Source organism: Stenotrophomonas sp. 10N36 (assembly GCF_056395005.1).
Genome location: NZ_JBFTIS010000010.1, coordinates 29,293 through 55,746 on the forward strand (window position 1 = coordinate 29,293; position 26,454 = coordinate 55,746).

At 67.2% G+C, this 26,454-nt stretch carries 20 protein-coding genes and 2 tRNA genes; 12 read left to right on the plus strand and 10 right to left on the minus strand.

Annotated features, from left to right (window positions below; translation table 11 throughout):
• Positions 1-184: 184 nt before the first annotated feature.
• The 10 genes from AC1DCJ_RS11460 to AC1DCJ_RS11505 all read left to right on the plus strand — a co-directional run bounded on the left by AC1DCJ_RS11460 (position 185) and on the right by AC1DCJ_RS11505 (position 10,995).
• On the plus strand, positions 185-1,195 hold the full coding sequence (locus tag AC1DCJ_RS11460; RefSeq protein ID WP_038687420.1) for an N-acetylornithine carbamoyltransferase: 1,011 nt from the start codon (positions 185-187) through the stop codon (positions 1,193-1,195).
• A gap of 155 nt (positions 1,196-1,350) precedes the next feature.
• Positions 1,351-2,544 carry an argininosuccinate synthase gene (locus AC1DCJ_RS11465; RefSeq protein WP_478070992.1) on the plus strand — a complete coding sequence of 398 codons (1,194 nt, stop codon included), beginning with the start codon at positions 1,351-1,353 and terminating at the stop codon, positions 2,542-2,544.
• Positions 2,545-2,699: 155 nt separating this feature from the next.
• Complete coding sequence (locus AC1DCJ_RS11470) at positions 2,700-3,788, plus strand: acetylornithine deacetylase (protein ID WP_478070993.1); 1,089 nt, start codon at positions 2,700-2,702, stop codon at positions 3,786-3,788.
• A gap of 73 nt (positions 3,789-3,861) precedes the next feature.
• Positions 3,862-5,187: an acetylglutamate kinase gene (locus tag AC1DCJ_RS11475; RefSeq protein ID WP_478070994.1), complete on the plus strand. Its 1,326-nt coding sequence runs from the start codon at positions 3,862-3,864 to the stop codon at positions 5,185-5,187.
• 5 nt (positions 5,188-5,192) lie between these two features.
• The gene (locus tag AC1DCJ_RS11480) at positions 5,193-5,792 is read left to right on the plus strand and encodes a GNAT family N-acetyltransferase (RefSeq protein ID WP_478070995.1); all 600 of its coding nucleotides are present in this window, start codon (positions 5,193-5,195) and stop codon (positions 5,790-5,792) included.
• Positions 5,789-6,751: an N-acetyl-gamma-glutamyl-phosphate reductase gene (argC, locus tag AC1DCJ_RS11485; protein WP_038687429.1), complete on the plus strand. Its 963-nt coding sequence runs from the start codon at positions 5,789-5,791 to the stop codon at positions 6,749-6,751. Before AC1DCJ_RS11480 ends, argC begins: the two co-directional genes overlap by 4 nt.
• 70 nt (positions 6,752-6,821) lie before the next feature.
• On the plus strand, positions 6,822-8,117 hold the full coding sequence (argH, locus tag AC1DCJ_RS11490) for an argininosuccinate lyase (RefSeq protein ID WP_137189946.1): 1,296 nt from the start codon (positions 6,822-6,824) through the stop codon (positions 8,115-8,117).
• A 77-nt stretch (positions 8,118-8,194) separates the two neighbouring features.
• The gene (locus AC1DCJ_RS11495; RefSeq protein ID WP_428711020.1) at positions 8,195-8,455 is read left to right on the plus strand and encodes a YciI family protein; all 261 of its coding nucleotides are present in this window, start codon (positions 8,195-8,197) and stop codon (positions 8,453-8,455) included.
• A gap of 14 nt (positions 8,456-8,469) precedes the next feature.
• Positions 8,470-9,618 (plus strand): glutamate 5-kinase, encoded by a 1,149-nt coding sequence (proB, locus tag AC1DCJ_RS11500; protein ID WP_137189944.1) that lies wholly within the window; start codon positions 8,470-8,472, stop codon positions 9,616-9,618.
• A 78-nt stretch (positions 9,619-9,696) separates the two neighbouring features.
• Positions 9,697-10,995, plus strand: coding sequence for a glutamate-5-semialdehyde dehydrogenase (locus tag AC1DCJ_RS11505; protein WP_478070996.1), 1,299 nt, complete (start codon positions 9,697-9,699; stop codon positions 10,993-10,995).
• Between the two features lie 581 nt (positions 10,996-11,576).
• Here AC1DCJ_RS11505 and pgaD read toward each other — a convergent pair.
• From pgaD to AC1DCJ_RS11555, 10 genes are all read right to left on the minus strand, one after another.
• On the minus strand, positions 11,577-12,047 hold the full coding sequence (pgaD, locus tag AC1DCJ_RS11510; RefSeq protein ID WP_448134050.1) for a poly-beta-1,6-N-acetyl-D-glucosamine biosynthesis protein PgaD: 471 nt from the start codon (positions 12,045-12,047) through the stop codon (positions 11,577-11,579).
• The gene (gene pgaC, locus AC1DCJ_RS11515; RefSeq protein WP_141059256.1) at positions 12,044-13,291 is read right to left on the minus strand and encodes a poly-beta-1,6-N-acetyl-D-glucosamine synthase; all 1,248 of its coding nucleotides are present in this window, start codon (positions 13,289-13,291) and stop codon (positions 12,044-12,046) included. The genes pgaD and pgaC overlap by 4 nt, the downstream gene beginning before the upstream one ends.
• 7 nt (positions 13,292-13,298) lie before the next feature.
• On the minus strand, positions 13,299-15,197 hold the full coding sequence (pgaB, locus tag AC1DCJ_RS11520) for a poly-beta-1,6-N-acetyl-D-glucosamine N-deacetylase PgaB (protein ID WP_478071054.1): 1,899 nt from the start codon (positions 15,195-15,197) through the stop codon (positions 13,299-13,301).
• Positions 15,198-15,207: 10 nt separating this feature from the next.
• A complete protein-coding gene (gene pgaA, locus AC1DCJ_RS11525) occupies positions 15,208-17,241 on the minus strand; it encodes a poly-beta-1,6 N-acetyl-D-glucosamine export porin PgaA (RefSeq protein WP_478070997.1) in 2,034 nt (677 codons plus the stop codon).
• A 333-nt stretch (positions 17,242-17,574) separates the two neighbouring features.
• The gene (locus AC1DCJ_RS11530) at positions 17,575-18,786 is read right to left on the minus strand and encodes a CynX/NimT family MFS transporter (RefSeq protein WP_478070998.1); all 1,212 of its coding nucleotides are present in this window, start codon (positions 18,784-18,786) and stop codon (positions 17,575-17,577) included.
• A gap of 690 nt (positions 18,787-19,476) precedes the next feature.
• Positions 19,477-19,553 (minus strand) — tRNA-Pro (locus tag AC1DCJ_RS11535).
• Positions 19,554-19,691: 138 nt separating this feature from the next.
• Positions 19,692-19,768 (minus strand) — tRNA-Pro (locus AC1DCJ_RS11540).
• Positions 19,769-19,824: 56 nt separating this feature from the next.
• Positions 19,825-19,938, minus strand: coding sequence for a cytochrome bd-I oxidase subunit CydX (gene cydX, locus AC1DCJ_RS11545; protein ID WP_038687448.1), 114 nt, complete (start codon positions 19,936-19,938; stop codon positions 19,825-19,827).
• Positions 19,939-19,996: 58 nt separating this feature from the next.
• Positions 19,997-21,151 (minus strand): cytochrome d ubiquinol oxidase subunit II, encoded by a 1,155-nt coding sequence (cydB, locus tag AC1DCJ_RS11550; RefSeq protein ID WP_038687450.1) that lies wholly within the window; start codon positions 21,149-21,151, stop codon positions 19,997-19,999.
• Positions 21,152-21,166: 15 nt separating this feature from the next.
• Positions 21,167-22,750: a cytochrome ubiquinol oxidase subunit I gene (locus AC1DCJ_RS11555; protein WP_137189938.1), complete on the minus strand. Its 1,584-nt coding sequence runs from the start codon at positions 22,748-22,750 to the stop codon at positions 21,167-21,169.
• A gap of 229 nt (positions 22,751-22,979) precedes the next feature.
• Between AC1DCJ_RS11555 and cydD the strand changes: the two genes are divergently transcribed.
• Together cydD and cydC are read left to right on the plus strand one after the other, a co-directional pair.
• On the plus strand, positions 22,980-24,710 hold the full coding sequence (cydD, locus tag AC1DCJ_RS11560; RefSeq protein WP_478070999.1) for a thiol reductant ABC exporter subunit CydD: 1,731 nt from the start codon (positions 22,980-22,982) through the stop codon (positions 24,708-24,710).
• Entirely contained in the window at positions 24,707-26,377 is a 1,671-nt protein-coding gene (cydC, locus tag AC1DCJ_RS11565) for a thiol reductant ABC exporter subunit CydC (RefSeq protein WP_478071000.1), read from the plus strand. Before cydD ends, cydC begins: the two co-directional genes overlap by 4 nt.
• The last annotated feature ends 77 nt before the right edge of the window (positions 26,378-26,454 follow it).

The window sequence follows — 26,454 nt, forward strand, 5'->3', positions numbered from 1 at the left end:
CATTTTCGCTGGGTAACCGGAGCTTCGTGCTGTCTGTTCGGAAAACCCAGCCCCCGCGCTGGGTTTTTTCGTTTCTACGATCTGAAAAGTTTCATCTGTATACGTTTTGTTGAGCCCTGAACGCGCCCCGGCGCCCCCAACCTCCGCCGGAAACGGTGGAAAACCAGCCGCAAAGGATCGATCGATGTCCCTGAAGCACTTCCTGAACACCCAGGATTGGAGCCGCACCGACCTGGATGCCCTGCTGACCCAGGCCGCGCTGTTCAAGCGCAACAAGCTGGGCGACGAGCTCAAGGGCAAGTCGATTGCCCTGGTGTTCTTCAATCCCTCCATGCGCACCCGTACCAGCTTCGAGCTGGGTGCCTTCCAGCTGGGTGGGCACGCCATCGTGCTGCAGCCGGGCAAGGATGCATGGCCGATCGAGTTCAACCTGGGCACGGTGATGGACGGGGACACCGAGGAGCACATCGCCGAAGTGGCCAAGGTGCTGGGCCGCTACTGCGACCTGATCGCGGTGCGTGCCTTCCCGAAGTTCATCGACTGGGCCAAGGACCGCGAAGACATCGTGCTCAAGAGCTTCGCCAAGTACTCGCCGGTGCCGGTGATCAACATGGAAACCATCACCCATCCGTGCCAGGAACTGGCCCACGTGATGGCGCTGCAGGAACATTTCGGTACCCAGGACCTGCGCGGCAAGAAGTACGTGCTGACCTGGACCTACCACCCCAAGCCGCTGAACACCGCCGTGGCCAACTCGGCGCTGACCATCGCCACCCGCATGGGCATGGACGTGACCCTGCTGTGCCCGACCCCGGATTACATCCTGGACGAGCGCTACATGGGCTGGGCCGAGCAGAACGTGGCCGAGAGCGGCGGGTCGCTGCAGGTCAGCCACGACATCGCCAGCGCCTACGCCGGCGCGGACGTGGTGTACGCCAAGAGCTGGGGCGCGCTGCCGTTCTTCGGCAACTGGGAACCGGAAAAGCCGATCCGTGACCAGTACCAGCACTTCATCGTGGACGAAGCCAAGATGGCGCTGACCAACAACGGCGTGTTCAGCCACTGCCTGCCGCTTCGCCGCAACGTGAAGGCCACCGACGGCGTGATGGACTCGGCGCAGTGCATCGCGATCAACGAAGCTGAAAACCGCCTGCATGTGCAGAAGGCGATCATGTCGGCGTTGATCGGGCGGTAACGCCATCAACGGGTATCGAACATTGCAGCCGACCAACGGTCGGCTCTACCCAACCAGCGCATAGAACATTTCAGCCGACCGGCGTACCGAACACTTCAGCCGACCAACGGTCGGCTCTACACCGAATCTCTATCTTCCAATTGGACCTGACCCCCATGAGCAACAAAGACATCGTCCTGGCTTTCTCCGGTGGACTCGACACCAGCTTCTGCGTGCCGTACCTGCAGGAGCGCGGCTACAACGTGCATACCGTGTTCGCCGACACCGGCGGCGTGGATGACGAAGAGCGCGATTTCATCGAGAAGCGTGCCGCCGAACTGGCCGTCACCAGCCACGTCACCGTCGATGGTGGCCCGGCGATCTGGAGCGGCTTCGTCAAGCCGTTCGTGTGGGCCGGCGAAGGCTACCAGGGCCAGTACCCGCTGCTGGTGTCCGACCGTTACCTGATCGTGGATGCCGCACTCAAGCGCGCCGCCGAGCTGGGCACCAACATCATCGCCCACGGCTGCACCGGCATGGGCAATGACCAGGTCCGCTTCGACCTGGCCGTGAAGGCACTGGGCGACTACCAGATCGTCGCGCCGATCCGCGAAATCCAGAAGGAACACACCCAGACCCGCGCCTACGAGCAGAAGTACCTGGAAGAGCGCGGCTTCGGCGTGCGCGCCAAGCAGCAGGCCTACACCATCAACGAGAATCTGCTGGGCCTGACCATGTCCGGCGGCGAGATCGATCGTTGGGAAGCCCCGGGCGAAGGTGCCCGCGGCTGGTGCGCACCGCGCAGCGAATGGCCGGAACAGGCACTGACGGTCACCCTGAAGTTCGTCGAAGGCGAAGCCGTCGAGCTGGACGGCAAGGCGCTGCCGGGTGAACAGATCCTGGCCAAGCTCAACAAGCTGTTCGCCCCGTACGGCGTGGGCCGTGGCGTGTACACCGGTGACACCGTGATCGGCCTGAAGGGCCGCATCGTGTTCGAAGCACCGGGCCTGGTCTCGCTGCTGGCCGCGCACCGCGCGCTGGAAGACGCCGTGCTGACCAAGCAGCAGAACCGCTTCAAGCCGGACGTCGCGCGCAAGTGGGTGGAGCTGGTGTACGAAGGCTTCTACCACGACCCGCTGAAGACCGACATCGAAGCCTTCCTGAAGTCCTCGCAGGCCAAGGTCAACGGCGAAGTGGTGCTGGAAACCCGCGGTGGCCGTGTGGATGCCGTGGCGGTGAAGTCGCCGCACCTGCTCAACACCAAGGGCGCCACGTATGCACAGTCGGCCGACTGGGGCGTGGAAGAGGCCGAAGGCTTCATCAAGCTGTTTGGTATGAGCTCGACCTTGTACGCGCAGGTCAATCGCTAAGGCGATTCGCCGGGGTGCCGGCCGCTGGCCGGCGCCTCGCAAAGCCGATGGAGGGGTAGTGCCGGCCGCTGGCCGGCTCCTGGAACAGCTGGATCATTGCAGAGCCGGCCAGCGGCCGGCACTACCGATTTCGAACCCTACGGATACTCAGACACATGTTGGAACAGACACTCGATCACCTGCAGCAGCTCGTGTCCTTCGACACGCGCAATCCGCCGCGGGCGATCACCACCGGCGGCATCTTCGATTACCTGCGTGCGAACCTGCCCGGGTTCACCGTGGAGGTGATCGACCATGGCGACGGTGCGGTCAGCCTGTATGCGGTGCGTGGCACCCCGAAGTACCTGTTCAACGTGCACCTGGATACCGTGCCGGACTCGCCGCGTTGGACGGCCGACCCGCACGTGATGCGGCGCGCCGAGGACCGCGTGATCGGGCTGGGCGTGTGTGACATCAAGGGCGCTGCGGCGGCCTTGGTGGCTGCTGCCAACGCCAGCGATGGCGATGCCGCGTTCCTGTTCTCCAGCGACGAGGAAGCCAACGATCCGCGTTGCATCGCCGCCTTCCTGGCCCGTGGCATTCCGTATGAAGCGGTGCTGGTGGCCGAGCCGACCATGAGCGAAGCGGTGCTCGCGCACCGTGGCATCAGTTCGGTGCTGATGCAGTTCACCGGCCGCGCCGGGCATGCCTCGGGCAAGCAGGACGCGGCGGCCAGTGCGCTGCACCAGGCCATGCGCTGGGGCAACCGCGCGCTGGACCACGTGGAATCGCTGGCCCATGCACGCTTCGGCGGGCTGACCGGCCTGCGCTTCAACATCGGTCGGGTGGAAGGCGGTATCAAGGCCAACATGATCGCGCCTGCTGCCGAAGTGCGGTTCGGCTTCCGCCCGCTGCCGTCGATGGACATCGACGCGTTGCTGGCGACCTTCGCCGGGTTTGCCGAACCGGCAGCCGCGCAGTTCACCGAAACCTTCCGTGGCCCCAGTTTCCCGGCCGGCGACATCGCCGAAGCGGAAAACCGCCGCCTGGCCGCGCGCGACGTGGCCGATGCCCTGGATATTCCGATCGGCAACGCGGTGGACTTCTGGACCGAGGCCTCGCTGTTCTCGGCCGGCGGCTACACCACGCTGGTGTACGGTCCGGGCGACATTGCCCAGGCCCACACCGCCGATGAGTTCGTGACGCTGGAGCAGCTGCAGCGTTACACCGCATCCGTGCACCGCATCATCGCGCACGGTGCCTGATCGAATGACGCCGTCGTGGCCTCCCACTGACGGAACTCCCATCGCGGCCCCGGCCGCCTGTGACGATACCGAAATGCCTTCTTCCCAGCCCCACCGCCAGACCCGCCAGACCATCGTGCGCCTGCTCTCGAGCATGGCCAGCGCGAAGGAGATCAGCCAGTACCTCAAGCGTTTCTCGCAGCTGGACGCCAAGCGCTTCGCCGTGGTCAAGGTCGGCGGCGCGGTGCTGCGCGATGACCTGGATGCGCTGACCTCCTCGCTGTCGTTCCTGCAGGAAGTCGGGCTGACCCCGATCGTGCTGCACGGCGCCGGCCCGCAGCTGGACGCCGAACTGTCGGCGGCCGGCATCGTCAAGGAAACCGTCAACGGCCTGCGCGTGACCTCGCCGGAAGGCCTGGCGATCGTGCGTCGGGTATTCCAGGCGTCCAACCTGCAGCTGGTGGAGGCGCTGCAGCAGAACGGCGCCCGCGCCACCTCGATCACCGGCGGCGTGTTCGAAGCCGAGTACATGGACCAGGCCACCTATGGCCTGGTGGGCGAGGTGAAGAAGGTCAACCTGGCCCCTATCGAAGCCAGCCTGCGCGCCGGCTCGATCCCGGTGATCACCAGCCTGGGTGAAACCCGCTGCGGACAGATCCTCAACGTCAACGCCGATTTTGCCGCCAACGAACTCGTGCAGGAACTGCAGCCGTACAAGATCATCTTCCTGACCGGCACCGGCGGCCTGCTCGACGAAGAGGGCAAGGTGATCGACTCGATCAACCTGTCCACCGAGTACGACCAGCTGATGCAGCAGCCGTGGATCCACGGCGGCATGCGGGTGAAGATCGAACAGATCAAGGATCTGCTGGATCGGCTGCCGCTGGAGTCGTCGGTGTCGATCACCCGGCCGGCGGACCTGGCCAAGGAACTGTTCACCCACAAGGGCTCGGGCACGCTGGTGCGCAAGGGCGAGAAAGTCCTGCGCGCCACCGCCTGGGACGAACTGGACCTGCCACGCCTGAAGCAGCTGATCGAATCCAGCTTCGGCCGCACCCTGGTGCCGGACTATTTCCAGAAAACCAAGCTGCTGCGCGCCTATGTGAGCGAGAACTACCGCGCCGCGGTGATCCTCACCGACGAGGCCGAAGGCGTGTACCTGGACAAGTTCGCGGTGCTGGACGACGCGCAGGGTGAAGGCCTGGGCCGCGCGGTGTGGAACGTGATGCTGGAGGAAACCCCGCAGCTGTTCTGGCGCTCGCGCAACGGCAACCCGATCAACCACTTCTACTATGCCGAGTCCGACGGCTGCTACAAGCAGGGCACCTGGAAGGTGTTCTGGTTTGGCGCCGACGGCTTCGAGCGGATCCGCACCTACGTTGAACACTGCGCCCTGCGCACCCCGAGCCTGGAGGGCTGAACCCGATGAATCACGCCGATTGGACCAAAGTGCCCACGCTGGCCGGCGCCCACGCCCGGCTGGAGCCGCTGCAGATGGCGCACATCGACGGTCTGCGCGGCGCGCTGGGCGACGGCACGCTGTCCAGCCTCTGGTACACCCAGGTGCCCAGCGCCAAGACCATGACCGGCTACGTGCAGGCTGCGCTGCAGGCCCAGGCCGAAGGCAAGGTGTTGCCGTTCGTGGTGCTCAACGCGGCCGATGAAGTCGTGGGCACCACCCGCTACTACGCGATGGAAGAAGAGGTGCCGCGCCTGAGCATCGGCTACACCTGGTACGGGCAGGACGCGCAGCGCACCGGCATCAACACCGAAACCAAGCTGTTGCTGCTCACCCATGCGTTCGAGCGGCTGGAGTGCCTGAGCGTGGTGTTCGAAACCAGCTGGTTCAACTTCGCCTCGCGCACCGCCATCGCGCGGCTGGGCGCCAAGCAGGACGGCGTGCTGCGCAACCACAAGCGCCACCCCGACGGCACCCCGCGCGACACCGTCATCTTCTCCATCATCGACGCGGAATGGCAGGGCGTGAAGCGCCACCTGCAGCACCGCCTGGACGCACACGCATGAGCAGCTCCCCGCAGTACACCGTCGGCATCGTCGGCGCCCGTGGCCACACCGGCGCCGAGCTGATCAAGCTGATAGCCGCGCACCCGAACCTGCAGCTGGGCTTTGTGTCCTCGCGCGAACTGGCCGGGCAGCGTGTGGCCGACCATCACCCCGACGTGGAGCAGGGCTCTGCCCTGCTGTTCGAAAACCTCGACGCCGACGCGGTCGCCGCCAAGGGCATGGACGCGGTGATCCTGGCGCTGCCCAACGGGCTGGCCGCGCCGTTCGTCACCGCGCTGGACGCGGCCCGGCCGGATACGGTGATCGTGGACCTGTCGGCCGACCATCGCTTCGAGCCGAGCTGGTACTACGGCCTGCCCGAACTGACCCGGGGCGACTACCTGGGCCAGAAGCACATCAGCAACCCGGGCTGCTATGCCACCGCGATGCAGCTGGCGATCAGCCCGTTGCTGACCCAGCTGGCCGGCCCGCCGCAGTGCTTCGGCGTGTCCGGGTATTCCGGGGCCGGCACCACCCCGTCGGACAAGAACAACCCGGAGCTGCTGCGCGACAACCTGATGCCGTACGCGCTCACCAACCACATGCACGAGCGCGAAGTCACCGCGCACCTGCGCGTGCCGGTGGAGTTCATGCCGCACGTGGCACCACATTTCCGCGGCATCACCATGACCGTGAACCTGTGGTTGAACACCGTGGTCAAGCGCGAGGACGTGATGGCGCTGTACCAGAAGTACTACGCCAATGAAGCGCTGGTGGAAGTGATCGACGAGGCCCCGTGGGTCAGCCAGATCGCCGGCCGCCATGGCGTGCAGATCGGCGGCTTCGACGTGGCCCCGGGCGGCAAGCGGGTGGTGGTGGTAGCCACCCTGGACAACCTGCTCAAGGGCGCGGCCACCCAGGCCATCCAGAACCTCAACCTGGCGCTGGGCCTGGACGAACTGGCCGCGATCCCGCACTGAACCCTTCCGGCGCGCACCGGCAGCGGTGCGCGCACAACCCGGCGGAGCGATTCCGCCAACGGAGCAAGACATGGCAGACCTTCTGTGGCAGAAGCCGGGCGTCGCCGTCGACGCCAAGATCCAGACCTTCCTGGCCGGCGATGACGTGATCCTGGATCGCGAGTTCTTCCTGTATGACGTGGCCGCCAGCAAGGCGCACGCGCAGGGCCTGCAGCACATCGGCATCCTGTCCAGCGACGAGCTGGATGGCCTGCTGCGCGAGCTGGACGTGCTGGGTGCCGATTTCCGCAGCGGTGCATTCGTGCTGGATGAGCGCTTCGAGGATTGCCATTCGGCGATCGAAGCCCGCCTGACCGAGCGCCTGGGCGATGCCGGTCGCAAGATCCACACCGGGCGCAGCCGCAACGACCAGATCCTGGTGGCCACCCGCCTGTGGTTGAAGGACAAGCTGCTGCACGTGGCCGGCCTGAGCCGCGAGATCGCCAAGGTGGCGCTGGACCGCGCCGAGGCCGAAAAGGACCTGCCGGTGCCGGGCTACACCCACATCCAGCGCGCCGTGGTGTCCTCGGCGGGCATGTGGTGGGCCGGCTGGGCCGAGGCCTTCATCGACAACGCGATCCGCGCGCACGACACCTTCGCGCTGATCGACGCCAATCCGCTCGGCACCGCTGCCGGATACGGCGTGAACCTGCCGCTGGACCGCGCCCATACCACCGCCGCACTCGGCTTTGCGCGGATGCAGGTGTCGCCGATCTACGCGCAGCTGTCGCGCGGCAAGTTCGAACTGGCCGCGCTGGAAGCGTTGGGCGGTGCCACCCTGGACCTGCGCCGCATCGCCTGGGACCTGTCGCTGTTCACCAGCGGCGAGTTCGGCTTCGTGGCACTGCCGGCGCAGTACACCACCGGCAGCTCGATCATGCCCAACAAGCGCAACCCGGACGTGATCGAACTGATGCGTGCCACCCACGCCAGCGTGGCCGCCGCACGTACCGAGATCGAGCAGCTGCTGTCGCTGCCGTCCGGCTACCACCGCGACCTGCAGAGCAGCAAGGGCGCCATCTTCCACGGCTTCGGCCGCGGTCTGGCCGCGCTGGAACTGCTGCCGGCGTTGCTGGCCAATCTGGAATGGCGCGACGACAAGCTGCGCGCGGCGATCGACTCGGGCATGTATGCCACCGACGTGGCGGTCGAAGCGGCGGTGGCCGGCGTACCGTTCCGCGAGGCCTACAAGGCCGCCGCGGCCGGCGCCGACAGTGCCGGGCAGGGGCGCACGCCCGAAGGCAGCCTGGCCGCGCGCGTGTCGCCCGGTGCGGCCGCCGACCTGCGGCTGGACGAACTGCGCGCCCGCTGGGCCGCGCTGGTGTAACCACAACGACGGTAGTGCCGGGCTCTGCCCGGCAAACCACACCAACGGCGCTGCCCGACACCCGAAAATGGACACCCATGAACATCTGCTACCTGGTACTGGTCACCCGCACCCCGGCCTTCCGCGACGAGGTGGGCGCCGAGCATGTACGCTTCCTCGATGACGTGCGCGCCCGCGGCCAGCTGCTGCTGACCGGCGGCTTCACCGACAAGAGCGGGGGCGCCTACGTGCTGCAGGACGTGGCCGACCTGGCCGCCGCGCAGGCGCTGGTGGACACCGATCCGCTGCTGGTGCACGGCAGCGCCACCGCCCGCATCCACGAATGGGCCACCCGCTGAGGCATGCACCCCCGATGAGCCCGACCGTGCAATCGCCGTTTCCCGAACAGACCCTGCCGCCGTGGAAGCGCGCCGTGCTCAAGGTCGGCAGCAGCCTGCTGGCCGCCGACGGCGGCGGGCTGTCACCGCGTCATGCACTGGGCCTGGCCCAGTTCGTCTCGGCCAACGTGCTGGCCGGGCGCGAGGTGGTGATCGTGTCGTCCGGCGCAGTGGCCGCAGGCCGCGCGATCGTGCCGCGCGCGCTGGAAGCCGGTGCGGCGATGGCCGCGCGCCAGGCGCTGGCCGCGCTCGGCCAGGCGCAGCTGATCGGCCTGTGGCAGCGTTTCTTCGAGCGCCCGGTGGCGCAGGTGCTGCTCACCCACGACGACCTGCGCAACCGCCGCCGCTACCTCAACGCGCGCGCCACCCTCAACGAGCTGCTGCGCCTGGGCGCGTTGCCGGTGGTGAATGAGAACGACACCGTGTCGGTGGACGAGCTCAAGCTGGGCGACAACGACAACCTGGCCGCCACGGTCGCGGCACTGATCGATGCGGACGTGCTGTTCATCGCCACCGACATCGATGGCCTGTACAGCGCCGACCCGCGCCGTGACCCGCAGGCCCGGCCGATCCACGACGTGCCCGAGCTCACCGGCGAGGTGCTGGCGATGGCCGGCGGCGCCGGCAGCGGGGCCGGTACCGGCGGCATGCACACCAAGCTGGAAGCCGCGGCCAAGGCCGGGCGGGTCGGCATCGACACCTGCCTGTTCAACGGTCGCGACAGCGACGTAGTACGCGCGCTGGCCCAGGGCCGGTTGTTCGGCACCCGCATCCACGCCGGGCAGACCCGCGTGGCCGCCCGCAAGTACTGGTTGCGGCATGCGCCGCTGGAGCCCGGCGCGATTCTCATCGACGACGGTGCCGCCGCCGCGCTGCGCGACAAGGGCGCCTCGCTGCTGCCCGGGGGCGTGCGCGGCGCCGACGGCGACTTCCGCCGCGGCGACATGATCGAAGTGCGTCTGCGCGGCGAGCAGGGCGAGGTGCGCCTGGCCCGCGGCGTCAGCCAGTACTCGGCCAGCGACATCCGCCGCATCGCCGGCCGCCACTCGCGCGACATCGAGAGCGTGCTCGGCTACAACTACGGCGGCAACGTCATCCACCGCGACGATCTGGTGCTGCTGTAAAGCGTAAGAACATCCACGGTAGCGCCACGCCATGCGTGGCCGCGCAGCCTGGGCCCGTTCGACATCCCGCAGCCACGCATGGCGTGGCGCTACCCTGCATCTTCAGAGGATATTGAGATGGTTGCCAGCTCCCCCTCCGACACCCGCGCCCAGGCGCTGGCCTGCCGCACCGCGGCGCAGCAGCTGGCGCAGCTGTCGTCCAGCGCCAAGACCGCGCTGCTGGACGCCATGGCGGCCGCGCTGGAAGCCGATGCCACGCTGATCCTGGACGCCAACGCGCGCGACCTGGCCGCTGCGCGCGACAAAGGCACCGGCAGCGCCATGCTCGACCGCCTGGCACTGGACCCCACACGCCTGGCCGGCATCGCCGCGGCCCTGCGCGACGTGGCCGCGCTGCCCGATCCGGTGGGCGTGGTCACCCGCGACGACGTGCGCCCCAACGGCATCCGCGTGCAGAAAGTGCGCGTGCCGCTGGGCGTGATCGTGATGATCTACGAAGCCCGCCCGAACGTGACCGCCGATGCCGCTGCGCTGTGCATCAAGGCCGGCAACGGGGTGATCCTGCGCGGTGGCTCGGAGGCCATCCACTCCAACACCGCCATTGCCGCCGCGCTCAAGCGCGCGCTGCGCGAGGCGGGCGTGGCCGAGGCGGCATTGACGCTGGTCGAGGACCTGCGCCGCGAGACGATGCTGGAACTGCTGCAGCTCAACGACCTGGTCGACCTGGCGATCCCGCGCGGCGGCGAAGGCTTGATCCGCTTCGTGGCCGAACATGCGCGGGTGCCGGTGATCAAGCATTACAAGGGCGTGTGCCACCTGTACGTGGACCGCGCTGCCCACCTCGAGCGGGCGCTGGCGCTGCTGGTTGACGGCAAGTGCAGCCGGCCGTCGGCATGCAATTCGCTGGAAACGCTGCTGGTGCATGCCGATGTGGCCGCGACCTTCCTGCCGTTGGCGGCGAAGGCGCTGGGCGAACGCGGTGTGGCGGTGCGGGCCGATGACCGCGCGCGGCAGTGGCTGGCCGATGCGCAGCCGGCCACCGACGCCGATTACGCGGCCGAGTACCTGGACCTGATCATTGCGGTGCGCGTGGTCGATGACCTCGATCAGGCGCTGGCGCATATCCAGCAGTACAGCTCGGACCACACCGAGGTGATTGCCACCGAGGATGCGCAGGCGGCGGAGCAGTTCGTGCACGCCTTGCGTTCGGCGGTGGTGATGGTGAACGCGTCGTCGCGGTTCTCCGACGGCGGCGAACTGGGCCTGGGCGCGGAGATCGGGATTTCGACCACGCGCCTGCATGCCTACGGCCCGATGGGCTTGGAAGCGCTGACGGTGGAGCGGTTCGTGGTGCGCGGGGAAGGGCAGACGCGGTAGAGGTTTGTTTGTTTGTTTGCAGGGCTGCCGCCCTGCACCCGCTATAGGCCACGGCAACGGCAACGTCAACGTCAGAAGCGGGCTATCCGTGGGATGGCGGGGTGGGTCCGGTTGCGGGGGACGCCGTAAACCCGTCCTTGGGGGCTTGGCCGCGGCATCCATGCCGCGGACACCCCCGCAACCGGACCCACCCCGCCTTCGACAGTTCCCGTGGCTGACAGTAGAGCCACGGCGTGCGTGGACGATTTTCGATTTCAATTTGAATTCTTCGATTTGAACTATTCGATTTGAATTATTCGATTTCGATATCGATATCGATCGGATTTGATCCCCGCATGCCATGGCTCTACCAACCGTCACCCGGAAACTGTCGGGGGTGGGGTGGTGTGGGTGGGCAGGACCGTTGGCGCCATGGATGGCGCCGCCGAGCCCCCATGGACGGGTTCACGGCGTGTCCTGCCCACCCACACCGCCCCGCCCAACCAGCAGAAATACAGAGCCGCTTCAGCCGTTGACGTTGCTCTGGCTTCGGCTTCGGCTCCGGCGTCGGCAGGTGCAGGGCGCAGCCCTGCCGACCCCTCCTACAGCAGCTGGTGGGTCACGCCCACCGGCCTCGCGTGATCGTCCATATGCAACGTAACCGCCTTCCCGCTGGCCAGTTGCGCCGCCAGTTCCGGGCTGGCGCCCAGGTCGCGGGCGATCTCCTCGCGGGTGGTGTCCTCATGCGGGGTGCGGCGCTCCTTGCCGGCAAACCGCATGCGGTTGTACTCGGCCCAGGCGATCAGCAGCACCGCCGTGCAGACCAGCATCACCGGCAGCGCGATGATGATGAACGGGTCGATGGCCTGCTTGTACTCGTACAGTTGCAGCCAGGCCATGCGCCCGCCGAGCAGCCAGGAAATCAACGTCACCAGCGGCGCCCACAGGTAGAAGTAGAACCCCCAGAACGCCAGGGTCACAAACCCCCAGGCGGTGCGCTGCAGACGCGGCTGCTGGCGCGGTTTCTGGATCAGGCGCGAGTCGAAACGGCGGGTGGATTTGACAGTGTTCATCGGATACCCCGGTCGGGACTGACCCAGACCGCCCGCTTGCCACGACGCTTGAGCAGCGTCTTCGGCAGGGCCACCAGGGTCGTGAACAGGCTGATGAGCCAGTACGCCATCGGGTACCAGATCACCCAGAAGTAGTTGCGTCCAATGTGGGTTTCGTAACGGCGGTCGATGATCAGGCTGCTGGCGAACTGCAGCAGGCACACCAGCGCCAGGATCACCCCGTGCCATTGCGGCAGCAGCGTGGCGATGTACAGATCCTGCGGCAGGGGCATGAACTTGCCCAATGCCCAGAGCACGATGATGGCCAGCATGGTGTAGGCCCACAGCACGCTCAGCAGGTATTCCAGCAGTACGCCCCACATGCGGCGCTTGCGCCAGTGGAACAGCGAGCTGCCATGCCGCAGCATCACTTCCACGCCGCCCTGGGCCCAGCGCAGGCGCTGCCGCCACAGGCCCTTCAGCGTTTCCGGCATCAGGATGAAGCACAGCGCGTTGGGTTCGTAGCGGATGTCCCAGTGGTCCAGCTGCAGGCGCCAGCTGATGTCGATGTCCTCGGTGACCATGTCATCGGCCCAGTAGCCGATACGGTGCAGCGCGGTGCGGCGGAACGCGGCGATCACCCCGGAGATGGTGAAGATGCGCCCGTACACGCGCTGGGCGCGCTTGATCATGCCGATGATCGAAGAGAACTCGGCCACCTGCAGGCGGCCCAGCAGGGTGGAGCGGTTGCGGATGCGCGGGTTGCCGGTCACCGCGCCCACACGCGGGCCACTGGTCAGGTGCCAGACCATCCAGTGGGTGGCGTATTCCTCCAGCATCGCATCGCCATCGATGCACACCAGGTACTCCGAGCGTGCCGCCAGTGCGCCCATGCGCAGCGCGTTGGCCTTGCCCAGATTACGGTCCAGATGGACCACGCGCAGCCGCGGATGCAGGGCGGCCATCGCGTCCAGGCGGGCGCCGGTGTCGTCACTGCTGCCATCGTTGATGGCAATCACTTCGAAGTCCGGGTAGTTCTGGCGCAGCGCCGAGCCGAGCGTGTCGGCCAGGTTGTCCGCTTCGTTGTGGCACGGGATCAGGATCGACGCGAACGGGTAGCTGTCCATCGGCGGCGGATCGTTGCGATCGCGCGCCTTTCGCTCACGTCGGAAGAAATAGTACAGGCCGCCGGACATCCAGAAGAACGCCATCACCATCGGATAGAAGAAGGCGAACTGGAACAGCGCGAACAGGAAGGGATGCATGGCAGCCTCACTTTTCCTCGTACGGGAAGCTGCGCGAGGACATCGCCGCGCGCGCATCGTAAGTGGACGGACGGCCGGCGATGAAGTCGTCGGGGTACCAGGCGAAATGACGCACGCCCTGCGCCTGCAGGCGACGGATCTGCGCACGCAGGCGCTCACCGGGAATCGGTTTCTGGGTACGCCAGTCCACCGTCTGCAGTTCGAACATGGTCTGGGACAGCTGCGGGTCGTGTGCACGCACCGCCACCACCAGCGTGTCCAGCCATTTTTCCGGGTTGCGGCTGCCTTCCATCCACGGCATCGCCATCAACGCGGTGTGGTCGTAGGCCTTGTTGAACAGGTCCAGGCGCTGGGCGAACCAGCTGGCGCTCTGCGGCTGCAGCACCGGCTGCGCATACAGGTTGCGCACGGTGGCCAGCTTGGGCCGCCAGCGCTGTGCAGCGGTGCGCAGCTCCAGGGTGAAGTCGATCAGTGCCTGGGTCCGCGCGCCGTCGTCGCCTTCGGGCGGCAGCTGGCTCAGCTCGGTGTCGCGCAGGTAGGCATCGTCGTGGAACAGCAGCCCCTCGAAGTAGGAGTTGATCGCCAGGTCTTCGTAGATGTCATCGATGATCCGGCGTACCTTCGGGTTGGTGAAATCCAGCCGGAAGATGCCATCGCGCTCGGGGCTCTCGATCGCCAGCGCGGTGCGGATGGCCGGGTCCTTGAGCTCGTAACCCAGCACCGGCAGCCACGCGAACACCTTCACCCCGGCACGCGTCTTGAGCTGCCACGCCACGCGGTTGAACAGATCCGCGCGCATCGGCAGGTGCCGGTTGGGGAAGTACAGCGCGTCGGCCGAGCCGTTGCCGTCCGGGTCGGCGAAGGCCTGCAGGAACACGTGGGTGGGGCCGATCTTCTTGACCCGCTCGATCAGCGCATCCAGGTTCTTGCCCAGCTGCGCCGGGTCGGCGTCGTATACCGCGTCCAGGTCGATCTGCAGGGCGCGCATGCCGTCGCGCTCGACGTCGCGGCGCAGTTCGTAGGCCAGCTGCACCACGGTCGGGTTGTTGGTCACCAGCAAGCGGGCCAGGCCGTGCAGGTCACGCGTCACCGGCGTGCTGCGGCCTTCCAGGTCGAAGGACACCGGCATGCCGAGCTGCTCGGCGATGTCGTTGCTCAGCGCGTTGTAGGCGGCATACGGCCACACGATCGCCTTGGGCGACACGCCCACGTTCTTCTGGATGCGGTCCACGCTCAGCTGCAGGTCCGCGCGCAGGCGGACTTCGTACTGGGCCGCGGTTTCGTAGCGTTTGGCGGTCGGGTCGTAGATGCGGGTGATCACCGCCGGGGTGGAGTTGCCCTGCGGGTTGGACTGCACGCCGTGGTGCAGGTTGTCGGTGTGGCTGGCCAGTTCGATCAGCCCGCTCTTCTGCATCTCGCGCAGTTGTTCCCAGGTCAGGAAATCGTCGCGGGTGAAGGGCCGGTAGCCGTAGTCGATCTGGCGGCCGGCGGGCATGTCCACGTAGTCGGTGATCACCGCCACCAGTGCCGGGTAGTTGTAGGCGCGCAGCAGCGGGAACACCTTGCTGTACACACTGCGCAGGCCGTCATCGAAGGTCAGCAGGACCGGCTTGGGCGGCAGCGGGGTGCCGCCCTTCGAGGCGGTGATCAGCTGCGACAGCGACACCGGGTGGTAGCCGTGCGCGGACAGCCAGTCCAGGTGCGCGGCGAAGTTCTGGGTGCTGACCGCATAGGCGTCCAGGTCGCTGGTGGTGGCCACGTCATCGCGGATGTCGTGGTAGCTGAGCACCAGCAGGCCATTGTCGGCCGCGTCGAGCACGGCGGCCGAGGGCGGCTGTGCGTGCGCGGGAACGACCACGGCCAGCAATGCCAGCAGCAGGCCCAGGGTCCAGCGTTTCAGATCCATATGGTCCATCTCATTCTCCCCAGCGCAGGCCGACATCCAGGCCGACGTGTCGTTCGCGTTGTCCGTCGTAGACCGGTCGCGACCAGCTCACGCCGTACTCGAAAATCCGGCCTTCGCCGATCTGCCATTCGTGGCGGTATTCGGCCGACGGCACGATCGCGCTGCCAAAGCCCTGCTGCCAGTACTGGCCCACCGACACCGTCAGGCGGTGCCGGAAGTGGCGCTCGTAGTGGCGCCACAGCTGCTGGTCCACGCGCAGGCCCAGTTCCACCGAGTGGTCCTCGGACGGGTTGAAGTAGGGCACGTCGTCGCGGCTGCCCTGGCTGGCGTAGAGGCTGCCCAGGCCATCCAGGATCAGGGTGGGGCGGGTCAGCAGGCGCTGCTCGATGGCGGTGGTGACGGTATCGCGGCGGTTGCCGTCGTCGTAGCGGAACTGGCTGGCGCCGATGCTCCAGTGGGTGCGTTCGTTGCGGCGGTAGTCCGCGGCCACGGCCACGCTGTCGGCGGTGATGCCGGCCACGCGCGCCTGCATCGACGCATCGGCATCGTTGCGCGCGGCGGTGACGCCCACGTGCCACTGGTCGCTGAACTGCCAACCGAGGCCGGCGCTCAGGCCGGTATCGCCGATGTGGTCGTTGGCGCGGTTGACGAAGGCTTCGGCGTCGGCGCGGCCATAGCGGTAGCGCGTGCCCAGGCCCACCCGCAGCGGGTTGATGGTCTGGTCCTGGAAGTCGACGTTGCGGCGGTCGGCAAAGGCCACCACGCGCCAGCGGTCGTCGAGGATCGGGGACTGCACTTCCACGCCGTAACGGCCGTCATCGTTGCCCAACGGCGATGCACCGCCGCCGCCGGAACTGCGCCCGCCCTCGGCGTACGCATGCAGCTGCCAGCCGCGGTGGGCGCGCCAGCTGCGGTCCAGGCGCTGCACCGACGGCTGGCCGGGGTAGCGTTCCAGCAGAGTGTCGCGGATCGGGCGGGCGAGGTCGTCGCGCTGCAGCTCCACGTAGGCGTCGTACTGGCCCAGGCGGGCCGGTACGTCGCGCGGGTCCAGCGTGTTGGCCATGCTGTAGCGTTCCAGCGCCCGGCGTGGCCAACCGCGCATGAGGTAGACGTTGCCCAGCGAGGATTGGGTGCCGGTGTTGCCCGGGCCGATGTCGACCATCTTCTCCAGGTCGCGCTGGGCGGTGGGCAGGTCGCCGCTGTAGGCGCGCACCATGGCCAGGTTGAGGTCGGCTTCGTAACGTGGCCAGTTGGCGTGCGGTGCCTTGGCGCCGTTGGTCCAGCGCCATGCGGGCTCGTCGGCCTGCCACTTGGTGAGCAGCGCGATGGCGGTGTTGGCTTGTTCGCTTTCCAGGTAGGCGTAGGCCAGCTCGGAGCGCACCTGCGGCTGCGAGGGGTCGGCCTTCATGGCCGCCTCGAGCACGGGAATGGCTTCCTGCGGATGCTGGGTGGCCATCAGCGAATCGCCGATCGGGGCCATCAGGTAGTTCGGCACCGGATGGCCTTCGGCCAACAGGCTGCGGTACTCGTCGCGAACCTGCGTGTGCCGGCCCAGCCGGTTGAGCAGGATCAGGCGGTCGTAGCGGATGCGCAGCGGCGCGGCCTGCACACTGCTGCCGTCGCGGTCGAGATACTGCTGCATCTGCGCCAGCGCGCCTTCGGCTTCGTCCAGGCGGGTGTCTTCGCTGGCCCCGTAGGCCAGGCTCCAGCCCACCAGCTTGGCCAGGTAGTTAGCCTCGAAGCGCTGCTTCTGGCCGTCGTCGAACAGCTGCGGGCGGGCCTGATACAGCTGCCAGGCGCGGTGTGCGTTGCCGATGTCGGACAGGGTCAGCACCTGCAGCTTGTACAGAAGCTCGTCGTCGGGCGACTGCAGCTGGGCCCGCTCGATGGCGGCCAGCGCATCCAGCCATTGGGCATGGTCGCGGAATTGGCTGATCTGCCCGAGCTGATCCGCAGTCGCGGCGGCGCGTGCGCCGGTGCTGGTCAGACAGAGTGTGGCGCATGCCAGGCCGACGCAAAGCGCCAGCGGCCGATGGTTGTACATGGAACCCCCAGTGCATCCCTTCAGAGAATATGGTGTGCAAAAATGTGACGCACATCACATGCCAATCGTGCCTGACTGCGCAGTTGTTTACAAATCGTTAAAGCACGCGCGTCCGTCCCCCGCTGTGGAGCGGGAAGAGAAACAGGATGTAACGTACTGATCGCAAAGACCGGCAGGCCGCCGCCACGGCGATGTCCCGGGGGTCGTTGCGTACTGAAGCCGTTCAGTGAAACGCGCTGGAATGCTCCAGGCCCCGACTGCCTGCCGTTGTCGGCAGGTCAGTGACTGACACGCTACGTCAGCAGGTGCGCAAGCGGTGTGTAGAAGCGACGCTTACCACTGGTCTTCCAGCTTCTGCGGCTTGCAGGCCACCCACGAGGCGGTGAGCAGCACCACCGCGCAGACCACCAGGAAGCCGAACGGCAGGTGCCAGCCACCGCTCATTTCGTGCAGCCAGCCGAACAGGAACGGGCCCAGGCAGCTGAAGGCGTAGCCGACGCCCTGCATGAAGCCGGACAGCGCGGCCGAGCCCGCGGGGGTGCGGGTGCGCAGGTTGATCAGGGTCAGCGCGAGCGGGAACGTGGACGGGCCGACGCCCAGCAGAATGGCCCACAGCCACGGTGCCTTCATCGGGGCGAAGAGCAGACCGGCGAAGGCGATCAGGAAGGCCGAGAAGCCGATCAGGACCAGCGGGAACGGGTTGCGCAGGCGCACCGCCAGGGCGGGCATGGTGAGCGAGGGCAGCAGGCCGCAGGCGGCGAAGATGGCCACCATGATGCCGCCGAAGGCGGGGGTGGCACCGGCTTCGACGACGATGCGCGGCAGCCAGGTGAACATGGAGTAGGTCATGAGCGAGGTCATGCCGAACATGAGGGTCATGCCCCAGCCAAGCGGGGTGCGCCAGACCTTGCCGTGCGGCTGGGCGGACGGGTCGGCGGCGGTGTCGAGCGGGTCCGGATGGGGCCGGCGGCGGGCGAGCATCATCCAGGGCAGGGCGGCGGCCAGGGCGAGGATGGCCCAGATGCCGAGCGAGACGCGCCAGCCGGCGCTCTGGGCCAGGGGCACGGCGAGCAGGGCGGGCATCATGGTGCCGATCTGCAGGACGRTGATGTAGAGGGTGCTGACGGTGCCGACGCGGTTGGCGAAATAGCGCTTGACCAGCGGCGGGACGACGACGTTGCCGATGCCCATGCCGGCGAGGGCGACGATGGAGCCGAACAGGAGGCTGCCAATACCCCCGGCCATGGAGCGCAGGAGCAGGCCGACGGTGGCCAGGCCCATGGCGAGCAGGGCGGTGCGCTCCAGGCCGATGCGGCGGGCCACCATGGGGGTGGTGACGCCGAACAGGGCGAACGAGGCGGTGGGCAGCATGCCGAGCACGCCGGTCATGGTGGTGCCGAAGCCGAAGGTCTGGCCGAGCAGGTCCAGCAGCGGGGTGACCGAGGTGACGGCGGTGCGCAGGTTGAGCGCGGCCAGCAGGATGGCGGCAAAGGCGAGCACGCGTCCGCGCAGCAGGGACGAGGCGTGTGGGTCGGTTTGGGTCATGGACGTGGATCTCATGCAGGTGGCGCGATCACGGTGGGGGCCGGATGTGCGGAAACGCCGCCGCTGGCGCATGGCCGGAGGCTGCGTGGGGTAGAAGAGGAATGGCGCGCGCCGCGCGCGTCCCGAAGCGGGGCATTGTACCTGCGCCAAATGAATGGGTCGTGCCGACGGCCCGGGCGTCTGGCCATACAAAACACCGCGTCGGGCGTGTGGCTATGCCAACCACAGGGCCGGGGCGTGTAGCCATGCGAAAACACCGGATCGGGGCATGTGGGTGTGCAAACACCGAACGGGGCATGCGGGTGTGCAAACCACCGGACCCGGGCGTGTGGATGTGCAAACCACCGGATCGGGGCGTGTGGATGTGCAAACCACCGGACCGGGGCATGTGGGTATGCGAAACACCGGACCGGGTCATGTGGATGTGCAAACCACCCCGGTAGAGCCGACCGTTGGTCGGCTGCGCTTTGACGCCAGCGCCAGATCCCCCGGATGCCGATGTCGTCAGTCCGGGCCAGGCCGCGGCGTGTGGGTACGCGGATCCCTCCACCGCATGGACGTGCAGCCGACCAACGGTCGGCTCTACCGGCGTGTCCCGCATGGCCACGCGCCACGGGTGCGTGCCCTGAACGTCAGACACAAAAAAGCCCGGAGGACATATGTCTTCCAGGCTTCAATGTGACCATCAAATGGTCGGGGAGACAGGATTCGAACCTGCGACCTCTACGTCCCGAACGTAGCGCTCTACCAGACTGAGCTACACCCCGTAAGGAGCCGCCTATTGTATCGATCCCGCCCTTCGGCGGCAAGGGGGACCGTGTTGCTTTCCTTCGGTGCCGTGTTGCCACGGCTTAGACACAAAAGCCTGGAAATCGTGTTTCCAGGCTTCAATGCGACCACCTGAGTGGTCGGGGAGACAGGATTCGAACCTGCGACCTCTACGTCCCGAACGTAGCGCTCTACCAGACTGAGCTACACCCCGAAGGAGCCGCCAAGAATACGGTGTGAAGGCCGTATCGGCAACTCTTTTTTACACTTTCAGCGTTGCTCGTTGTCCAGTCGGCTGGTTTCGCGGGCTTCGAACCACATGCCGTTGAGGATGGCCACGACCGAGGCAAGGCCGGCGCCGAGGATCCAGGCGAAATACCACATGTTCACTCTCCTTCATTCGGGGGCGGTGCCGACCGTGGGTCGGCACGCGTGAAAACACTCAATACGCGTTGGGGTTGTCGCCCATTTCCTCGGCGGTCGTCTTGCCCTTCATGACGCGGTATACCCAGCTCGTGTACGCGATGATGATCGGCAGGAAGATGGCCGTGGCCAGCAGCATGATCCACAGCGTCAGATGGCTGGACGAACTGTCCCAGACGGTCAGGCTTGAGATGGGCTGGCTGGAGGACGGCAGCAGGAACGGGAAGATCGCAAAGCCGACGGTGAGGATGATGCCGGCGATGGACGCGCCCGAGGCGAGGAAGGCCAGGCCGCCACGACGGGCACGCAGCAGCACTGCGCTGGCCAGGGCACCCAGCAGGCCGATCAACGGGAACACCACGGTGGCGGGCATGCTGCTGTAGTTGCGCAGCCAGCCACCGGCGACGCTGCCCAGTTCAACGGTCTTCAACAGCGGGTTGGTCGGGCCATCGGTGACCACCTGCGAGGTGATCTGGTAGCCCGGCAGGCCGAAGGCCACCCAGGCGCCGGCGGCGGCAAACAACACGAAGCTCGCCAGTGCAGCCACGCTGCCATAGCGCGCCGAACGCTCGGCCACCGGACCATCGGTCTTCAGCACCAGCATCGCCGCACCGTGCGACACCACCATCGCCACGCTGACCAGACCCGCCACCAGGGCGAACGGGTTGAGCAGGCCGATCAGGGTGCCGGTGTAGAAGATGCGCATGCTGTCATCGAAGTGGAACGGCACACCCACCAGCACGTTGCCCACCGCCACGCCGGCGATCAGGGCCGGCAACAGGCCGCCGACAAACAGCGCCCGGTCCCAGTTCTGGCGCCAGCGCTTGCCGGGCATCTTGCTGCGGTACTTGAAGGCGACCGGGCGCAGGATCAGCCCGAACAGCATCAGGAACACGGCGAGGTAGAAGCCGGAGAAGCTGACCGCGTACAGCGGGGGCCACGCCGCGAAGATCGCGCCGCCACCCAGCACCAACCAGACCTGGTTGCCTTCCCATACCGGGCCGACGGTGTTGATCACCAGCCGGCGTTCGTCATCGGTGCGGGCCACGAACGGCAGCAGGGTGCCAACGCCCAGGTCGAACCCGTCCATGACGGCCCAGCCGACCAGCAGGATGCCGAGCAGCAGCCACCAGATCACGCGGAGCGTGGTGTAATCAAGTGCAATGAATTCCATCTGGATTCTCCTGCCTCAGGCTTGGCCGGGGGCGGCGGCAACGGGGGAAACGGGGCGGATGTCGGCCTGCAACGTGGGCAGGATCTCGTCCGGACCCTTGCGGATCGCCTTCAGCATCAACTTGACCTCGATCACCAGCAGCACCGTGTACAACCCGGTGAACACCGCCAGCGTGGTCAGGATTTCATGCAGGGCCAGGCCCGATGCGGCATAGAAGGTGGGCAGCACGCCATCCACCGCCCACGGCTGGCGACCGTATTCGGCCACGAACCAGCCGCACTCGATCGCGATCCACGGCGCCGGCAGCGACCACACGGCCAGGCGCAGGAACCAGCGCTTGTCCTGGAAGCTGTTGCGGCACGAGAAGTAGAACGCCAGGGCGAAGAAGGCGATCAGGTAGAAGCCCAGGCCGGCCATGATGCGGAAGGTCCAGAACAGCGGTGCCACGCGCGGTACCGTGTCCATCGCCGCCTTGGAGATTTCTTCCGGGGTGGCGTTGAGGATGTCCTCGCGGTAACGCTTAAGCAGCAGGCCGTGGCCCAGATCCTGCCAATGGCGGTCGAACATCTCGCGCGCTTCGACGTCGTTCTTGTCCTTGCGCACGCGTTCCAGTGCACCGTAAGCCAGCTGGCCGCCACGGATGCGGTTCTCGGCGCGGCCCACCAGTTCCAGGATGCCCGGGATCGGCTGGTCCAGCGAACGGGTGGCGATCAGGCCCATCAGGTACGGAATCTTGATCGCGTAGTCGTTGGTATGGGTGGTCTGGTTGGGAATACCGAAGGCGGTGAAGTCGGCCGGGGCACGCTCGGTTTCCCACATCGCTTCGATCGCGGCCAGCTTCATCTTCTGGTGTTCGCTGGCGGCATACCCGCTTTCGTCACCCAGCACCACCACCGACAGCGACGACAGCAGGCCAAAGGCCGCAGCCACCGCGAACGAACGGCGGGCCATGTCCTTGTACTTGCCGCGCAGCAGGTACAGCGCGCTGATGGACATCACGAAGATCGCACCGGTCACGTAGCCGGCACTGACGGTGTGCACGAACTTGGCCTGGGCCACCGGGTTGAACAGCACCGCGGCGAAATCCACCACTTCCATGCGCATCGTTTCAGGGTTGAACACCGCACCGGTCGGGTTCTGCATCCAGCCGTTGGCGATCAGGATCCACACCGCCGACAGGTTGGTGCCCAGCGCCATCAGCCAGGTCACGGTGAGGTGCTTGACCGCGCTCAGCCGCTTCCAGCCAAAGAAGAACAGGCCGATGAAGGTGGCTTCCAGGAAGAACGCCATCAACCCTTCGATGGCCAGCGGTGCGCCGAAGATGTCGCCGACGTAGTGGCTGTAGTACGACCAGTTCATGCCGAACTGGAATTCCATCACCAGGCCGGTAGCCACGCCGATGGCGAAGTTGATGCCGAACAGGGTGCCCCAGAACAGGGTCATCTGCCGCCAGACCTGTTTGCGGGTCATGACGTACACGCTCTCCATGATGGCCACCATGAAGGACAGCCCGAGCGTGAGGGGGACAAATAGGAAGTGGTACATCGCGGTCAGAGCGAATTGCAGCCGCGACAGTTCTACGACTGTCTGATCAATCATGGCCTGGCTACCTCGTTGGGTTTAGCGTTTCAGGTGGCGGGAAGGGGGGTCTACGGGATGAATTCTGTGACCTGCAACTTCAAATAGCCTTGATTCAGATCAATGTACGAGCGGTCTTTGCAAGGAATCGTATGCGTTCCTGGCAACCTGCGACCGCTTGCCGCACGGGGGCCATGCCGGCACCCACTACAATCGACGGAAACCTCCCTGTGTCCCTGCGTGATCTGCCTTGAGCATACCCCCCGACGCCACTGTTGTTGAAAACGCGGCCCTGCGCCGTCGCCGCCTGCACTGGCTGGGCGGGCTGGGCGTGGCCGCGCGGGGGCGCCAGCGCATGGCTGCGCTGTGCATCTGTGTGTCCGGGGCGCTGTTGATCGGCCAGGCCGCGGCCATTGCCTGGTTGATCCAGGCCGTGCTGGTGGAGCACCGGCCGCTGGCCGACGCCACCCCAGTGCTGCTGGGCCTGCTGGTGGTACTGGTGGCGCGCGCGCTGCTGGGCAGCGCCACCCAGGCCGCAGCCGGCGATGTGGCCGATGCCGCGCGGCTGGCCCTGCGTGAGCGGGTCTACCGGCGCCTGCTGGGGCGCGGGCCGTTGTGGCTGCGCCAGCAGCGTACCGGTGAACTGGGCGAGCTGATGCTGGCCCATGCCGATGCAATCGAGAACTATTACGCCGGTTATCAGCCGGTCCGCATCGAAGTGGTGGTGGTGCCGCTGCTGATCGCGCTGGCGGTGGCCTGGACCGACTGGGTGGTGGCGCTGATCCTGGTGTTCACCGCGCCACTGGTGCCGTTCTTCATGATGTTGGTGGGTTGGGGCGCAGAAGCGGCCGGGCGCGCGCAGCTGGGCGAGCTGGCGCGCATGAGCGGGCATTTCGCCGATCGCATCAAGGGCCTGGGCCTGCTGCGCCTGTACGGGCGGGGCGAGGCCGAACTGGAGGGCGTGGCCGCTGCCGCCGAAGGCGTGCGCGAGCGCACCATGAAGGTGCTGCGCATCGCGTTCCTGTCGTCTACGGTGCTGGAATTCTTCGCCTCGATCAGCGTCGCCATGGTCGCGCTGTATTTCGGCCTGAGCTACCTGGGCCTGATGTCGCTGCACGCGCAGGTGCCCACACTGGGCGTGGGCATGTTCTGCCTGCTGCTGGCGCCGGAGTTCTACGCGCCGCTGCGGCGCCTGGCCGCGCACTACCACGACCGCGCCAACGCGCTGGCCGCCGCGGCCGAGGTGGAGCGCCTGCTCGGCGAGCTGCCCGATGCGGAGGAGGGCGGCGATGTGCAGGCCGCCGTTGCACGTGCCCCCGAACTGCTGGAACAACATGCACCGCCGGTGCAGGTGCGCGACCTGGTGTTGCGCCCGTTGGGGGCGCAGCACGATGTGATCCAAGGGTTGTCCTTCCAGATCGAGCCCGGGCAGCGGCTGGCATTGGTGGGCCCCAGTGGCAGTGGCAAGAGCACCCTGCTGGAAGCGCTGGCCGGCTGGCTGCCGCCGCAGTCGGGCAGCATCGTGCTGCGCCCCGGGCTGGAGATCGGCTATGCCGGGCAGCGCCCCTACCTGTTCCACGGCAGCATTGCCGACAACCTGCGCCTGGCCGACCCGGGCGCCACCGATGCGCACCTGCGCGCGGTTGCCGAGGCGGCGCAGGTGATGCGCTTCGCGTCCGCCCTGCCGAACGGCCTGGATACGGTGATCGGCGAGCGTGGCTTTGGTCTGTCCGGCGGCGAAGCACGCCGCATCGGTCTGGCCCGGTTGCTGCTGCGCGACCCGCAGCTGCTGCTGCTCGACGAGCCCACCGCCTTTCTTGATCCGGACACCGAGGCCGACCTGCTGCGCACGCTGGCCGCGTTCGCGCGCGGCCGCAGCGTCATCATCGCCACCCACAGCGACACCGCCATGGCCTGGGCCGATACGCGCCTGACCTTGACCGCCAGCGGCACCCGCAACACGCGGGAGGTGCCGGCATGAGTGCGCCGCGTATCGATTCGTTGAAGCAGGTCTTCACCCGGCACCGCGGCCGCCTGGTACTGACCGTGCTGCTGCTGTGGACCACCATGCTGGCCGGCACCGCCTTGCTTGGGCTGTCCGGTGGCTTCCTCACCGCGGCTGCACTGGCCGGTGCGGCCGGGTTGGGCAGCGGCTTCAACTTCTTCTCGCCCTCGGCGGGCATCCGCGGGCTGACCATGGCGCGGATCGCCTCGCGCTATTTTGAAAAGCTGGTGGGCCACGACGTCACCCTGCGCATCGCTCGCGACCTGCGCGTGTGGTTCTTCCGCCGCGCGTTGCCGCTGGCGCCGGCGCGACTGGCCGGTGTGCGCACCGGCGAGCTGCTGGCGCGGCTGATGTCGGACATCGGCGAAGTGGACGGCCTGCTGGTGCGCGCCATCGGCCCGCTGCTGGCGCTGGGCGGCATCTCGCTGGTGGGCGTGATCGCCGCCGGCATCATCCATCCGCCTGCGGCGGTGCTGCTGGGCGTGCTGGCGCTGGTGATCGGCGCGGGCGTGCCGTGGCTCACTGTGCGTGGTGCCGGCGACCAGGAGCGCGACCGCGCGCTGCATCGCGCACAGCTGCGCGCGCAGTCCTTCGAAGGCCTGGAAGGCGCGGCGGACCTGACCGCCCTGCAGGCGCGCGAGCACTGGAACCTGCGCGTGCTGGTGGCCGCCAAACAGCTGAAATCGCGCGACCGTCGCCGCCGCTGGCGGTTGATCGGCGGCAATGCGCTGCATGGCGTGTGCGCGGCCGCTGGACTGGTGGCCATGCTGTGGCTGGCGTTGCGCGGCTTCGAGCGCGGCGCCATCGATGCCGCCTTGGCCGCGGGCCTGGTATTCCTCACCGTCGCGCTGCTGGAACTGTGGGCGGCCATCGGATTGGCCTGGCAGTCGTGGCTGTCCGGACGGGTGGCGGCGGTGCGGCTGGAGCAGATCGTCGATCAACCCGCCGGTGTCGCCGAGCCGGTGAACCCGGTGCCGGTGCCCGCCGAACCGGCCACGCTCCGCGTTGAACACGTGGCGTTCCGCTGGCCGGGGCAGGAGCGGGCATTGCTGGACGGGCTGCAGTTGCAGCTGCGCCCGGGTGATCGTATCGCCATCCAGGGCGACAGCGGCTGTGGCAAAACCACGCTGTCGTCGCTGCTGCTGCGCCTGTGGGACCCCGACGCGGGTTATGTGCGCTACGGCGGCGTCGACATCCGCCAGTTCGCCCAGGCCGATTGGCACCGGCAGGTGGCGTGGTTGCCGCAGAACGCGCCGGTGTTTGCGGGCAGCGTGGCCGACAATCTGCGCCTGGGTGATCCGCAGGCGACGGATGCGCAGTTGTGGCAGGTGCTGGCCGATGTGCGCCTGCAGGGCTGGGCCGAACAGATTGGCGGGTTGCAGGCGTGGGTGGGCGAGAACGGCGCCACCATGTCGGCCGGGCAGGCGCGGCGCCTGGCGCTGGCGCGGGCGCTGCTGCGCGGCTCACCGATTCTGTTGCTGGATGAGCCTACCGAAGGGCTGGATGTGGATACCGCGCATGCGTTGTTGCATGACATGGTGGCTGCGCTGGGTAGCCGAAGTCTGGTGATGATTACGCATGATGTGTTGCCGGACGGCATCGTGCATCGGAGCTACCGGTTGCGGGATGGGAAGTTGGCATAGAAGTGCGGCACGAAGGGCACTGGCAGGCCACCGCCACTGCCATGTCGTAGACATGGCATCTATACCCTCCATGCATG